This window comes from Arthrobacter sp. 01L42, from assembly GCF_056400005.1.
Genome location: NZ_JBFTSL010000001.1, coordinates 156,642 through 170,531 on the forward strand (window position 1 = coordinate 156,642; position 13,890 = coordinate 170,531).

Annotated in this window: 11 protein-coding genes; 6 read left to right on the plus strand and 5 right to left on the minus strand. The window is 68.0% G+C overall.

From position 1 onward, the window contains the following. Positions 1–21: 21 nt before the first annotated feature. Both AC1DN2_RS00665 and AC1DN2_RS00670 read left to right on the plus strand, forming a co-directional pair. Positions 22–837: a metal ABC transporter ATP-binding protein gene (locus AC1DN2_RS00665; RefSeq protein WP_223916075.1), complete on the plus strand. Its 816-nt coding sequence runs from the start codon at positions 22–24 to the stop codon at positions 835–837. After that, positions 838–1,725: a metal ABC transporter permease gene (locus tag AC1DN2_RS00670; protein ID WP_476848826.1), complete on the plus strand. Its 888-nt coding sequence runs from the start codon at positions 838–840 to the stop codon at positions 1,723–1,725. Between the two features lie 122 nt (positions 1,726–1,847). On the opposite strand, the gene AC1DN2_RS00675 is transcribed toward AC1DN2_RS00670, so the two are convergent. Continuing rightward, a complete protein-coding gene (locus AC1DN2_RS00675; RefSeq protein WP_476848827.1) occupies positions 1,848–2,309 on the minus strand; it encodes a Fur family transcriptional regulator in 462 nt (153 codons plus the stop codon). 132 nt (positions 2,310–2,441) lie between these two features. Between AC1DN2_RS00675 and AC1DN2_RS00680 the strand changes: the two genes are divergently transcribed. Next, positions 2,442–3,098, plus strand: coding sequence for an MBL fold metallo-hydrolase (locus AC1DN2_RS00680; RefSeq protein WP_476848828.1), 657 nt, complete (start codon positions 2,442–2,444; stop codon positions 3,096–3,098). A 61-nt stretch (positions 3,099–3,159) separates the two neighbouring features. On the opposite strand, the gene AC1DN2_RS00685 is transcribed toward AC1DN2_RS00680, so the two are convergent. Then, complete coding sequence (locus AC1DN2_RS00685; protein WP_476848829.1) at positions 3,160–4,278, minus strand: PLP-dependent cysteine synthase family protein; 1,119 nt, start codon at positions 4,276–4,278, stop codon at positions 3,160–3,162. 48 nt (positions 4,279–4,326) lie between these two features. On the opposite strand from AC1DN2_RS00685, the gene AC1DN2_RS00690 reads away from it, so the two are divergent. After that, complete coding sequence (locus AC1DN2_RS00690; protein ID WP_476848830.1) at positions 4,327–5,199, plus strand: sulfurtransferase; 873 nt, start codon at positions 4,327–4,329, stop codon at positions 5,197–5,199. A gap of 77 nt (positions 5,200–5,276) precedes the next feature. On the opposite strand, the gene AC1DN2_RS00695 is transcribed toward AC1DN2_RS00690, so the two are convergent. After that, complete coding sequence (locus AC1DN2_RS00695) at positions 5,277–6,761, minus strand: HNH endonuclease (RefSeq protein WP_476848831.1); 1,485 nt, start codon at positions 6,759–6,761, stop codon at positions 5,277–5,279. A gap of 361 nt (positions 6,762–7,122) precedes the next feature. Continuing rightward, complete coding sequence (locus AC1DN2_RS00700; RefSeq protein WP_476848832.1) at positions 7,123–7,983, minus strand: aminoglycoside phosphotransferase family protein; 861 nt, start codon at positions 7,981–7,983, stop codon at positions 7,123–7,125. Positions 7,984–8,133: 150 nt separating this feature from the next. On the opposite strand from AC1DN2_RS00700, the gene AC1DN2_RS00705 reads away from it, so the two are divergent. Both AC1DN2_RS00705 and AC1DN2_RS00710 read left to right on the plus strand, forming a co-directional pair. Next, positions 8,134–9,318 carry an NAD(P)-dependent alcohol dehydrogenase gene (locus tag AC1DN2_RS00705; RefSeq protein WP_476848833.1) on the plus strand — a complete coding sequence of 395 codons (1,185 nt, stop codon included), beginning with the start codon at positions 8,134–8,136 and terminating at the stop codon, positions 9,316–9,318. Further along, positions 9,315–9,743: an HIT family protein gene (locus AC1DN2_RS00710; RefSeq protein WP_459385211.1), complete on the plus strand. Its 429-nt coding sequence runs from the start codon at positions 9,315–9,317 to the stop codon at positions 9,741–9,743. The genes AC1DN2_RS00705 and AC1DN2_RS00710 overlap by 4 nt, the downstream gene beginning before the upstream one ends. A gap of 58 nt (positions 9,744–9,801) precedes the next feature. Here the strand turns inward: AC1DN2_RS00710 and hrpA are convergent, their stop codons facing one another. Next, positions 9,802–13,836, minus strand: a complete 4,035-nt coding sequence (gene hrpA, locus AC1DN2_RS00715) for an ATP-dependent RNA helicase HrpA (RefSeq protein ID WP_476848834.1) — start codon at positions 13,834–13,836, stop codon at positions 9,802–9,804. Between the last annotated feature and the right edge of the window lie 54 nt (positions 13,837–13,890).

Consider the following 13,890-nt stretch of genomic DNA (forward strand, 5'->3'; position numbering starts at 1 on the left):
GGAAAATCGAGGAAACCCGTTTTGACACCGGTAGTGAGCCTGCGCGGCGCCTCCCTGGCGTTCGGCCAACGGACTCTCTGGGAGGGCCTGGACCTGGACATCAACCCGGGTGAATTCTTTGCCGTGCTCGGGCCCAACGGCAGCGGCAAGACCACCTTCCTGAAGGTCCTGCTGGGATTGCAGGAACTGAGTACGGGAACGGCCGTGCTCGACGGCCACCCCGTTGAGCGGGGAAGCCGCCGGATCGGCTACGTGCCCCAGCAGAAATCATTTGACCCCGATACGCCCCTGCGCGCCCGCGACCTCGTGGCCCTCGGCGTCGACGGCCACCGCTGGGGCATCCGCCTCGGCGGCGCCAAGGTGAACCGTAAAGTCGATGAACTCCTGGAGCTTGTGGGCGCCACCGACTACGCCAAGGTGCCGGTGGGGCAGCTTTCCGGCGGTGAGCAGCAGCGCCTGCGCGTGGCGCAGGCCCTCGCGACCGATCCCAAGGTGCTGCTGTGCGACGAGCCGCTGCTCTCCCTTGACCTTCAGCACCAGCAGGGCGTCAGCGCGCTGATCAACAGGCAATGCCGCGACGCGGACAGTGCCGTGGTGTTCGTGACCCACGAGATCAACCCGATCATGGACTACGTGGACCGGGTCCTGTACCTGGCCGGCGGAAAGTTCCGGGTGGGCACACCCGCGGAGGTCATGACCACCGAGGTGCTCTCCGATTTGTATGACAGCCGTGTTGAGGTCATCCAGGCCAACGGCCGGCTGATCGTCGTCGGGCTGCCGGACGCCGCGACGCACCACCATCTGGACGCGCACTCAGTCGCGGGCGAGGTGGGCTAAGTGGATCTGGGCGACCTGCTGCACTCAATCTTCAACTTCGAAAACTACGGCGAGCTGCTGGTCCTGGTGCAGAACTCCATCTGGGCCGGCGCCGTCCTCGGGCTGCTCGGCGGAATCATGGGCACCTTCGTGATGAAACGCGACCTCGCCTTCGCCGTTCACGGGATCTCGGAGCTCTCCTTTGCCGGCGCGGCGTTCGCGCTGCTGATCGGCGCCGACATCATCCTCGGCTCGCTGGCAGGATCCGTGCTGGCAGCCCTGGTGCTGGGCGTGATGGGGGTCCGCGCACGGGACAAGAACTCGATCATCGGCGTCATCATGCCGTTCGGGCTTGGCCTGGGCATCCTCTTCCTGTCCCTGTACGAGGGCCGGGCGGCCAACAAGTTCGGCCTGCTCACCGGGCAGATCGTATCGGTCGGGACCGTCCAGCTGCAGGTCCTGGCGGTCGCCGCCGTCGTGGTGATGCTGGCGCTGGCCGCCATCTGGCGGCCGTTGACCTTTGCCAGTGTCGACCCCGACGTCGCCACCGCCCGCGGCGTGCCGGTGCGGGCCCTCGCCCTTGGTTTCATGGTGCTGCTGGGGATCAGCGTGGCGTTGTCCATCCAGATTGTGGGCGCGCTGCTGGTGCTGGCCCTGCTGATCACGCCGGCGGCCGCCGCCATGCGCGTCACGTCCTCGCCCCGGCTGGTTGTCACGCTGAGCATCGTCTTTGCGATGACGGCGACCGTCGGAGGCATTCTGCTGGCCCTCGGCGGCCGGCTGCCGATCAGCCCCTATGTGACCACGTTGTCCTTCCTGATCTACGTGGCCTGCCGGATGATCGGTGGCGCACGGGCCAGACGGGGACTCAACGGCCGGGTGGTGCGGAGCGCCGCTGCGTCGGCTTAACGCTCTCACGCCACAGTGGCGGAATTTCCCCAGGTTTGCCGCCGGCCGCCGGCGGGTCCCTGCGCCCCGCCGGTGATTTCCGGGGTCACGAGGTCAAAGGTGGGGAATTTCAGCAGCTCCGGCTATTCGCCGGGCTGACTGGCTGTGCATTCGGGGCACAGGCCGAAGATTTCCACGGTGTGCTCCACCGCGGTGAAGCCGTGCTCATTCGCGATCCGCGCGGCCCAGGCCTCGACCGCCGGTGCTTCCACTTCCACGGCCTTGCCGCAGTTCCGGCACAGCAGGTGATGGTGGTGCCCGGTGACGGCGCAGCGCCGGTACACCGCTTCGCCGTCGGCGTTGCGCAGGACATCCACCAGCCCGTCGTCGGCGAGGGACTGCAGGATCCGGTAGGAGGTCGCGAGGGACACCGCGGTGCCGCGCTCCTGGAGAATGCGGTGCAGTTCCTGGGTGCTGACGAAGTCCGCCAGGTCGTCCAGGGCGGCACTGACGGCGAGGCGCTGCTTGGTGACGCGCTGTTCCTTGCCCTGCACGGGTGCCGAGGCCGGAGCCCGGCTGCTGCCGGTGGTAGCGCCTTGGGACATCGTGGAACTCGCTTCGTCAAAAGAATTCGCGGGTGGGACTCGCTGAGTGTGGCAATGTCCAAGATTACCAGCGCCCAAGATTGCCAGCGGCGCTTCGTGGACACTGTGACGGCTGGTGCCTAGGCTGGCCGGATGAAGCTGACCAAATTTACTCACGCCTGTGTCCGCCTCGAACAGGACGGCCGGGTGCTGGTGTTTGACCCGGGCACCTTTTCGGAGACGGACCAGGCCCTGGCCGGAGCACATGCTGTGCTCATTACCCACGAGCACGCGGACCATGTGGACGTCGACGCCGTCGCCGCGGCGTTGCAGTCGAACACCACCCTTGAGCTTTTCGCCCCGGAGTCCGTGGCCGCGACGCTCCGCGGCAAGGCGCCCGACGCCGGAAGCCGCATCCATGCGGCGGGCGCGGGCGAGGAATTTGAAACGTCGGGCTTCGCCATCAGGACCTTTGGCGGCCAGCACGCCCTCATCCATCCGCAGATCCCCGTGGTGGCCAACGTCGGCTACCTCGTCGACGGCAATGTCTACCACCCGGGGGACTCCTTCGCGATCCCCGACGGCGTCGACGTCAAGACGCTGCTTGTACCCATCCACGCCCCGTGGAACAAGGTGGGCGAAGTGGTGGATTTTGTCATCGGTGTCCGCGCACCACAGGCCTTCCCGATCCACGACGCGCTCCTGAACGAGCTGGGCCGCGGCCTGGTGGAGGGGCACGTGACCCGGATCGGCGCCAAGTACGGCACCGAGTACCGGCACCTTTCCAGCGGCGATACAGCGGAGGTTTAGCCGCCGCTGGCGCCTTGGCGGGCTTAGGCCGGCGTGCTGACGGGCGGGCTGGCCGGCTGGTTTAGGCCGGCCAGACGCCGGTCCGGAAGAACTCGCCCAGCACGGCCTCGTGGGGTTCGGGATCCAGGCCGTGGGCCGCCAGCCACTCCGGGTTGTAGTAATTTCCGGCGTAGCGGTCCCCGGCGTCGCACATCAGGGTCACAACACTGCCCCGGCGGCCCTCCGCGATCATCCCGGCGATGAGCTGCCACGCGCCCCAGAGGTTGGTCCCGGTGGACGGACCCGCGTGCAGACCGGCGTGGTCCCTCAGATGCCGCATGGCCGCCACCGACGCGGCGTCGGGAACCTGGATCATGTGGTCGATCACGGCGGGCACAAAACTCGGCTCCATCCGCGGCCGGCCGATGCCCTCGATGCGGGAAGGCAATCCCGCCGCGGGTGCGGCAGCTGTAGTCCCGCCGCCAGCTGTCCCGCCGTCGGGCCGGCTGTTCCGCCAGCCCGGATAGAACGCGGAATTTTCCGGGTCGACGACGGCGAGGCCCGTCTCGTAGCGGTGGTAGCGCAGGTACCGGCCAATCGTGGCGCTGGTCCCGCCGGTGCCGGCCCCGACCACTACCCAGCGGGGGACCGGGTGCTCCTCCAGCGCCAGCTGGCCGAAGATCGATTCGGCGATGTTGTTATTCCCGCGCCAGTCCATGGCCCGTTCGGCGTACGTGAATTGGTCCATGTAGTGCCCGCCCGTGCTGCTGGCCAGATCCGCGGCGGCCTCGTAGACCTCGGAGGCGTGGTCCACCAGATGGCAGGAGCCGCCGAACTGTTCGATCAGGGCGATTTTCTCGCGGCTGGTGGTCCGGGTCATCACGGCGATGAAGGGCAGTCCCAGCAGCTGCGCAAAATAGGCTTCGGAGACGGCGGTGCTGCCGCTGGATGCCTCCACGATCGTGGTGCCTTCCCGGATCCAGCCGTTGACGAGGCCGAAGAGGAACAGGGACCGCGCCAGCCGGTGCTTGAGGCTGCCGGTGCGGTGGGTGGATTCGTCCTTCAGGTACAGCTGCACGCCCCAGTGCTCCGGGAGCGGCACCGAGTACAGGTGGGTGTCGGCTGAGCGGTTGTTTTCGGCGTTGATCCGGCGGACGGCCTCGTCGGCCCAGGCCCGGTCCTGCAGGTGCGCTGTGTTCACCGCTACAGCCTACCGGGGGCGGCGGGACGCCAAAGATAGAGTGGGGAAATGGACACCCTTCTCGATGCTGCCGCCCTCAAGGACCGGATGGACGACGCCGGCACAGCCAGCCAGCGCACAGTACTCCTCGACGTTCGCTGGGCGCTGGGGGATCCCCACGGTCACGATCACTACCTGCGCGGACACATCCCTGGGGCCGTCTTCGTGGATCTCGCCACTGAACTTGCCGGACCGGCGGAACCGGAACGCGGCAGGCATCCGTTGCCGCCGTCGGAGGAGTTCCAGGAGTCCTCGCGCCGCTGGGGCATCAACGACGGCGATGTGGTCGTAGCGTACGACGACAGCGGCAACATGGCTGCGGCCCGGCTGTGGTGGATGCTGCGCAACGCCGGCTTCAGTTCTGTGTACCTGCTCGACGGCGGCTTGGCCGCGTGGCGGGCTGCCGGGTTCGAGCTGGCGGCCGGACCCGAACAGCCCGCACCCGGCAACATCACCCTGTCCGACGGCGCCATGCCCGCGATCGACGCCGGACAAGCCGCCAGTTGGGGCCGGCGGGGGCTGCTGTTGGACGCCCGGGCGGGGGAGCGGTACCGCGGCGAAATCGAGCCCGTGGATCCCCGCGCCGGCCATATTCCGGGGGCCGTCAGTGCCCCTACCACCGGGAACCTGCGCGCTGACGGGCGCTTCCTTGCCCCGGCGGAGCTGCGGGAGCGCTTCGAACAGCTCGGTTACCGGGACGGCGTCCCCACTGCCGTGTACTGCGGATCCGGAGTGACAGCGGCCCATGAAATCGCCGCCCTCGAGATTGCCGGCTTTTCCGCTGCCCTCTATCCGGGGTCCTTTTCGGAGTGGTGCCACGGTCCCGCGAACGATGTTGTCACCGGGCCGGAACCGTACGGCGAGGACGCGGCTTCACGCTAAGGGCCAGCACGAGCACCGGACGGCCCGCTCAGGCTGCTCAGAGCGCCTCCAGTTCCTCCCCAGGCAGACCATGATTCCTAGGCTGCGGCAGCCACTTTGGGCTTTCCACGCCTGAGCGTTTTGGCTTGGTGCCGGAGCTGGCGCCGGTGGCGGGAGCCTGGCTGGTCTGTGGCTGATGGCCGAAGCGGTGTTCCGGGCAGGGGCGGCGCGGTGGAACGGTACGTGTGGCCGGTGGGGGTGGTGAGTTCGATGGTGTGCCTCGCGCCGATGCTCGAGGCGGATCCGGGTGCGGCTTCGGGGCTGGGGCGTGCTTTCCAGCCGTGGGTTTCTTTGGTGTGGTTGCAGGCTTCGCAGAGGCCGGCGGCGTTGTGCGTGGTGGTCGGGCCGCCGGTGTGCCAGGGAATGATGTGGTCCAGGTGGCGGATGGGCGCGTCGCAGTACGGGGTCCGGCAGGTATCGTCTCTGGCCTGGATGAAGCGGCGGTGCCCGGGCGGGAAGAGCCGGGCGCGGGAGTCCATGGCGATGAGCTCGCCGGTGCCGGGGTGGGTGTAGAGCCGGCGGAGCCAGGTGTTGAAGTCCCGGTCCTCGGCGTTCGTCCCGGCGCCGATGCGTTCCCGGGCCCAGCCGGCGGGGACGGTGCCGTAGCCGGGGAGCCGGGCGGGTTCGGCGCCGGCCTGGAAGAGGGTGCGGTCGGTGATGACGAGCTGGATTTCGACGCCGGTGATCCCGCCCGGGGTGCCGGTGGTGCGTTCGACCAGGGCATCGGCCATCAGCTGCCCGCGGCCCCTCGGGTCCCCGGCGGCACGGAGGGTGTCGGCGTGCCCGGTGAGGGCCTTGTAGACGGCGACGCCGGCGGTCACGGGCAGCAGGGCGGTCAGGCAGGTCATCGCATCGGGGGCCGGGCGGAGGCTGACACGCCGCCCGGTGGCGGCGTGCGCGGCGCGTTCGGTGACGGAGCGGGGGTCACTCCGGTACGCGGCGGCCCGGGCCGCGGCGACCAGGGACCGGTCACCGGCCCCGGCGAACGTCCCGGCGTCGGCGGCGAGGTCGGCGTCGACGGCGGCCCGGTCCGCGGCGCTCAGGCACGCGGTTTCGCGCACCAGCAGGGTGGCGCGCCATTCGTTCAGCTGCCCGGTTTCCAGGGCGGCGAGGGTGTGCGGCATTTCGGTGATCAGGGCTTTGGCCAGGCCCAGGAGCCGGCCGCCCCTGGCGGGGGATTCGTGCCGGGCCAGGGCGATCTGCGCGCCGATCCCGGTGCCGAGCTTCTCGGGCGGGACCCCGAGCCGGGCTTGTTCGCGGCGTTGGAGCAGGTCGAGGGCCACGGCGAGCCGGGCCTGTTCCGCGGACGCGGCGGATTTCCAGTCTTCCAGTTCCCGGATCCGGTCAATGATCCCGGCACTGTCCGTGGGCGGACAGCCTAAGTCCACCGGTCCGGCGGCCAGCCGGCCCGCGACGGCCGCCTCCCTGGTGCCCGGAATGGCGGCGGCATCGCCCGCGGCGGGGCCGAAGCCGGCGTCGCCGTGTCCTGCCGGAACCACTTCGGGCCCCTGATTGCCGTCCATGAATTAAGTGTCCCTGCGGGCTATGACATTTATGGCCCGCCGGAGCCGTTCCACGGCTTCGGAAGCCACTAGCGACCTATCAGATCCGAATGTCCACTGCTTGCCGTTCATGGTTCAAGTCTCCCTCGGAGGTGCGACAGAAGGGCGCCCGACGTACCGGCGGTGGGCTGAAGTGATCGTGGCAACGCACCCAGCGGCGCCGCGACTCGAGGGGGCTGTGTCCTTCAACGCCGAGTCCTTCGGGGCTGCGTCCTTCAGCGCCGCGAGGTTGTATCGCCGACGTATGGGTCTCTGTTTTCCGTCCGCGCTTCAAGTGTCCCTGTGGGCTACGACATTTAGTCCGGGGATAAAGGAGGCTGCCTCATGTCTGTTGCGGATCCTGAAGGGTGCCTGCGTGAAACCGCATCTGGAAGTTGGAGAGTGCAAAGTCTTTGAGTTTGTTGTCGTTGATCAGCTGGGCAGCGGCTGCAACCTGCAGGGGCAGCGATGCCCGGTGAATCCTTGCCCTGGCGATCGTCTCCCTGTCCGCTATGTCGGAGACCCGGGCCGAGCCGAACGTTCCGATGAGGGGTGCGAGGTCAAGCGCGGGGTCGCCAACGCAGACGTTGTCGAGGTCTATGACACCTGAAAGCTGATCTCCACACCACATGATGTTGTGCAGCCCAAAGTCGCCGTGCACTAGTGAGGTCTCAACTCCTGTTTCTTCTTCCAGTACTTCCTCAACAGCTCGCCGGGCAGCGGTCTTAGCGGCCTTATCTAAAGGTTGGATGATCCGGTCGACAATGGCTGGCCATTGCTGCCCTCCGCACCACTGCCTGACGGGCCGGAGCTGGCCGCGAGGACTCGCAGCTTCCCGGAGACCGGCCAGGACGCGTTCCAACGGCCCCCTAGCCTGCTCCCAGGAGATGCCAGACCGATGTTCGCCCGGGATGCAACTGCTGACCTGCGCAGACCATGAAGGCCCCGAAAGCGGTTCGGACATGGCCAGAGGGATACGGAACGGAAGATCCACGTCTCCTAATGTCCTGAGGTTCTGATGCTCGCTGTGAGTCCGCGAAGCGTGGCCTGCGCCGCGCGCTACGCGCACCACGGCAGAGGTGCTGAGGACGGCGACATGGTGGAAAGCTCCGTGCTTGAAGGTGGCATCATTCCATTCCAGATGCGGCCACGCGCTCTCGACGGGCGGCCAGAGCGCTGAGGTGTCGGGATCGAGGGTATTCACGACCGCCAGTCTCTCAGGCACAGCCGCCCATCGCCTGAGTTGGCGCGTGAGACTGGCTGCGGCTCCGCCCCCTGGACAACCACGTGACCCGCAGTGTGGCCCCGCACCCCAAAGTGGAATACATCCCGGGACCGGGGGTAGCGTCAATGTATGACACCTGGACGTCCCGTACCCCCGCCCCTTGCCAAGCCGCTACCGGATTTGGACACCACAAACACCAAATCCGCCACCGCGGACAGCGCCGCGCAGACCGCCGGACCCACACTCGCTGCTGCGTACGGTGCCACCTCACCGGACAGCGGGCTTGTTCCCTTGACCGTGTCCCGACGGGCGCCGAAGGCGGACGACGTCGAGATCGGCGTCGAATTCTGCGGACTGTGCCACTCGGACGTGCACGCCACCCGGGGCGAATGGGGCGGCGACACCTACCCGTTGATCCCGGGCCACGAGATCGTCGGCCGGGTCACCCGGCTCGGTTCCGCCGTCGACGACTTCACGGTGGGTGAGCGCGTGGGCGTGGGCTGCATCGTGGACTCCTGCCGCGAGTGCGACAGCTGCCTGGACGGCCTCGAGCAGTACTGCGAAAACGCCGCGGTGGGAACCTACGGGGCGAAGGATGCCCGCAACGACGGCGCCATCACCCAGGGCGGGTATGCCACGTCGATCGTGGTGGACCGCCACTATGTCCTGCGGGTGCCGGAAGCACTGGACCCCGCCGCCGCGGCGCCCCTGCTGTGCGCCGGCATCACCACATATTCGCCCCTGAACCACTTCGAAGTCGAGGAAGGCGACGTCGTCGGCGTCGTCGGACTGGGCGGTCTCGGCCATATGGCCGTCAAGATCGCCAAGGCCATGGGGGCCGAGGTCAAGGTCTTCACGACGTCGGAGAAGAAGTTCGCCGCAGCGCGCGAGCTGGGCGCCGACGACGTCATCCTCTCCACCGACCCGGCCGCGATGGAAGCCGCGAACCGCAGTATCGACGTCATTATCGACACTGTCGCCGCACCGCACGACCTCAACCCCTACCTCCGCACGCTGGGCCTGGACGGTGTGCTGTTCCAGCTGGGCCTGCCCGCCGAAGTGATGCCGCCCGTCAACCCCGGGGTGCTGATCCGGCGCAGGATCGCCTATGCGGGTTCGCTGATCGGCGGCATCGCCGAGACGCAGGAGATGCTGGACTTCTGCGCCGAGCACGGCGTGGTGTCCGACGTTGAGGTGGTCGGCGCGGACCAGCTCAACGAAGCCTACGACCGCATGGTGGCAGGCGACGTCAAGTACCGTTTTGTCCTGGACGTCAGTACCCTGGGGTCCCCGGCAGAAAAGGCGGACGCATGAGCACTCTCTTCACCAAAATCATCAACGGCGAGATCCCGGGCCGCTTCGTCTGGCGCGAGGACGACGTCGTGGCGTTCCTGACCATGGGCCCGCTGGCCGACGGCCACACCCTCGTGGTGCCCACCGAGGAAGTGGACCGCTGGACGGATGCCTCGCCCGAGGTCCTCGGCCGGGTCATGGAGGTTGCCCGCAAGATCGGCGCGGTCCAGGTGGAGGTGTTCGACGCCGCCCGGGCCGGGCTGATCGTGGCCGGCTACGAAATCAACCACATGCACGTCCACGTGTGGCCATCGAACTCAATGGCGGACTTTGATTTCGGCTCCGTGGACCAGCACCCGGATCCGGCCAGGCTGGACGCCAACGCGGAGAAGCTCCGCGAAGGCCTCCGCACGGCCGGCCACGCGGAGCACGTCCCGGCCGCCTAGGTCCCGCCCGGACATTCCCGGCCGCCAGTGCTGGCGCCGGCGCAGCACCCTCAGGGGTCTACGCCGGCGCCAGCACTTTGTTAAGGGCGGCCCGGATACGCTTTTCGGACACCGAATAGGCGGTCCCGAGTTCGACGGCGAAGAGGCTCACCCGCAGTTCCTCGATCATCCAGCGCACGTGGGTTAACTCCGCGCCCGCCCGCCGCCCTGGCAGCAGCGCGGACACGGCGTCGTCGTAGTCGTCCTCCAGGGCCTGGACCGCGGACATGTGCTGGGCGTCCCGCTGCACGTTGCCCGGCAGCTTCTCGAGGCGCTTTTCGATGGCCGCGAGATAGCGGGGCAGCTGGCTGAGCTGGGCGTAGCCCGTGCGTGCCACGAAACCCGGATACACCAGCTGCTCGAGCTGGCTCTTGACGTCGTTGAGCGCGCTGATCAGGGCCAGGCTCGTGGTGCCCTTGAGCTGCTTTTCGATCCGCCGGGTGCTGGCCAGGATGCGTTCGACGACGGCGGTGACAGTGAAGACGGTGTCGATCAGCTCCGCCCGGACGCTCTCGTAGAGCGCCTTGAACGATCCCTCGTCCCACGGCAGCGGGGCCGGCGTGAGTTTGTCGATGGCGGCCAGGGCGCAGTCGGCGATCAGCGCGGCCACGGAACCATGCGGGTTCTGGCTGAACGTCAGTTTCTCGGTGTTGTTCAGGTGCTCCAGGACATAGCGGTCCGGCGGCGGCACTTTCAGGGCCAGGAGCCGGATGACCCCGCCGCGCATGGCTTCCTGCTGTTCCGACGGCGTCTGGAACAGCCGCAGCGCCACGGACGTTCCCTCGTCCACCAGGGCCGGATAGCCGGTGACGGTGTGCCCGCCAACGGTTCCCTGGACCTGGCGCTGGACGGTTCCAAAGGTCCAGTCCTTGAGCCCGGACATTTCGGTGAACCCGCCCGGCGCCGCGGCAACGGCCAGGGCGGCCGACGGGGACCTGCCGGCCCGTGATGAACGCGCGCCATCCTTGCCGTTCGCGCCGGCTTTCGCCTTCGCCGCGGCATTTCCCTTGGATTGGGGTGCCGTGGTGCCCGGGGTGGCACCGAGGGATTCCGCGATGGCCCGGCGGGTGGCTGGGGCCAGCCGCTCCTGCAGCGCGGTCAGGTCCTTGCCTTCATCCAGCAACTTGCCGCGGGAATCCACCACGCGGAAGCTGACCCGCAAATGCGACGGGACGGCGTCCCAGTTCCAGGAGCCCGGCGGAATGACCTGTCCGCGGATCCGGCGCAGCACCAGTTCCAGCGACGGTTCGAGCTCGTCCGTGACGGGATCGAAGTCCGCTTCCAGGGCCGCGACGGCCTGGCGTGCCACATCCGGGGCAGGAACGAAGTTCTTGCGGATCTGCTTCGGCAGCGACTTGATCAGCGCCGTGACAAGCTCCACCCGCTGCCCGGGGATCAGCCAGCGGAAGGCGGCGTCGTCGAGCTGGTTCAGGAACAGCACCGGGACCTCGGCGGTGACGCCGTCGGACGGATTTGGCGCCGAACCGGGCGCCACGGGGTGGAACTCGTAGCTCAGCGGCAGCTCGAAGCCCTTGTGCAACAAGGTCTTGGGATAGGCCGAATCGTCCAGGGCCGCGGCGTCCTCGCTGATCAGCAGGGACTGGTCGAAGTCGAGCAGCGTGGGATCCTGCTGCCGTGCGTCCTTCCACCACTTGTCGAAGTGCCGCTCCGAGACGACCTCCGCGCCGATCCGGGCGTCGTAGAACTCGAACAGTGTCTCGTCGTCCACCAGGATGTCGCGGCGCCGCAACCGGGCCTCGAGCTCCTCGACTTCGTGCAGCAGCGCGCGGTTGCGGTGGAAGAACTTGTGGTGGGTCTGCCAGTCGCCTTCAACCAGGGCATGGCGGATGAAGAGCTCGCGGCAGAGCTCCGGATCCACCTTGCCGTAGTTGATCCGCCGGCTCGGGATGATGGGCACGCCGTACAGCGTGACCTTTTCGTGGGCCATCACCGCGCCCATCTTCTTTGACCAGTGCGGCTCGCTGTAGCTGCGCTTGACCAGGTCGGGGGCCACCTGTTCGGCCCAGAGCGGATCGAACTTCGCCGCGACGCGGGCCCAGAGCCGGCTCGTCTCGACGAGCTCGGCGGCCATCACGAACGTGGGTGACTTCTTGAACAGTGCCGAACCCGGGAAGATCGCGAAGCGGCTGCCGCGGGCGCCGGCGTACTCGCGCTTGCGCTCGTCGAGGATGCCGACGTGGCTCAGCAGCCCCGAGAGCAGGCTGATGTGGATGCCGTCGTGGTTGCCCACCGGATCGGCAAGGCGCTTGTTGTCCAGGCTGATGCCCAGCGGGCGGGCCAGCTGGCGGAGCTGGGCGAACAGGTCCTGCCACTCCCTGACCCGCAGGTAGTTGATGAACTCGTTGCGGCAGAGCCGGCGGAACGCCGTGGAGGACAGTTCCTGCTGCTTCTCCTGCAGGTAGTTCCACAGGTTCAGGTAACCGGTGAAATCCGAGTTCTCGTCCCGGAAGCGGGCGTGCTTCTCCGCGGCGAGCTGCTGCTTGTCTGTTGGACGCTCGCGCGGGTCCTGGATGGTGAGCGCGGCGGCCAGGATCATGACCTCCCGGACACAGCCCCGCTTTCCGGACTCCACGATCATCCGGCCGAGCCTGGGGTCCACCGGCAGCTGGGCCAACTGCTGCCCGACGGCGGTGAGCCCGCTTCCGGGACGGCCGGAACCGCGGCGCTGCCCGCCGTCGCGCTGCCCGCCGTCGTCCGTTGGCTCCTGCCGCGCGGCGGTCAGGGCGCCGAGCTCGCGCAGGAGACTGACGCCGTCGTTGATGGCGCGCGAATCCGGCGGCTCGACGAACGGGAAGTTCTCCACGTCCTTCGGTCCGCGGGCCACGCCCATGGCGGTCATCTGCAGGATGACGGCCGCGAGGTTGGTGCGCAGGATCTCCGGATCCGTGAACAGCGGCCGCGACTCGAAGTCCTCCTCGGAGTACAGCCGGATCGCGATACCGTCGGAAACGCGGCCGCAGCGGCCCGAGCGCTGGTTGGCCGAAGCCTGGGAGACGCGCTCAATCGGCAGGCGCTGGACCTTGGTCCGGTGCGAGTAGCGCGAGATCCGGGCCGTGCCGGTGTCGATCACGTACTTGATGCCGGGGACCGTCAGCGAGGTTTCGGCGACGTTGGTGGCAAGTACGATCCGGCGCTTGCTGCCGGGGTGGAAAACCTTGTGCTGCTCCTGCAGGCTCAACCGGGCGAAGAGGGGAAGGACCTCGGTGCCCGCGAGGCGCCGGTTGGACTGGATGCGGGCGTTGAGGGCCTCCGCCGCGTCGCGGATTTCGCGCTCGCCGGAGAAGAAGATCAGGATGTCGCCGTGGGCTTCCAAGGCGAGCTCGTCGACGGCGTCGCACACCGCATCGAGCGGGTCGCGGTCCTCCTCGAGTTCGTCGTCCGCCGCGGCACCTTCTCCGGCTCCATCTTCGGCGCCGCCGGCCGGCTGGGAAAGCGGCCGGTAGCGGATTTCCACCGGGAAGGTCCGGCCCGACACCTCGATGATGGGGGAGGGCTCCTCGTCGCTGCCGAAGTGCTTGGCGAAGCGCTCCGGATCGATGGTGGCCGAGGTGATGATGATCTTCAGGTCCGGGCGCTGCGGCAGGATGCGCTTGAGGTAGCCGAGGATGAAGTCGATGTTGAGGCTGCGCTCGTGCGCCTCGTCAATGATGATGGCGTTGTACTTGCGCAGCAGCCTGTCGCGCTGGATCTCCGCCAGCAGGATGCCGTCGGTCATGAGTTTGACCTTGGTGGACCGGCTGACCTCGCCGGTGAAGCGGACCTGGAAACCGACTTCCTGGCCGATTTCGACGCCGAGTTCCTCCGCGATGCGCTCGGCCACGGTGCGGGCCGCGAGACGGCGGGGCTGGGTGTGGCCGATCAGCCCGTTCTCGCCCAGGCCGAGCTCAAGGCACATCTTGGGGATCTGGGTGGTCTTACCCGAGCCGGTCTCGCCGGCGATGATGGTCACCTGGTTGGCCGCGATGGCGGCCATAAGATCTTCGCGGCGCTCGGAGACCGGCAGCTCGGCGGGGTAGGAAATATGCAATGTCATGGCTGGAGACAGTCTACTGGGGTGGACTGTCCGCTGGGGTGGCGGCGGCTGTGC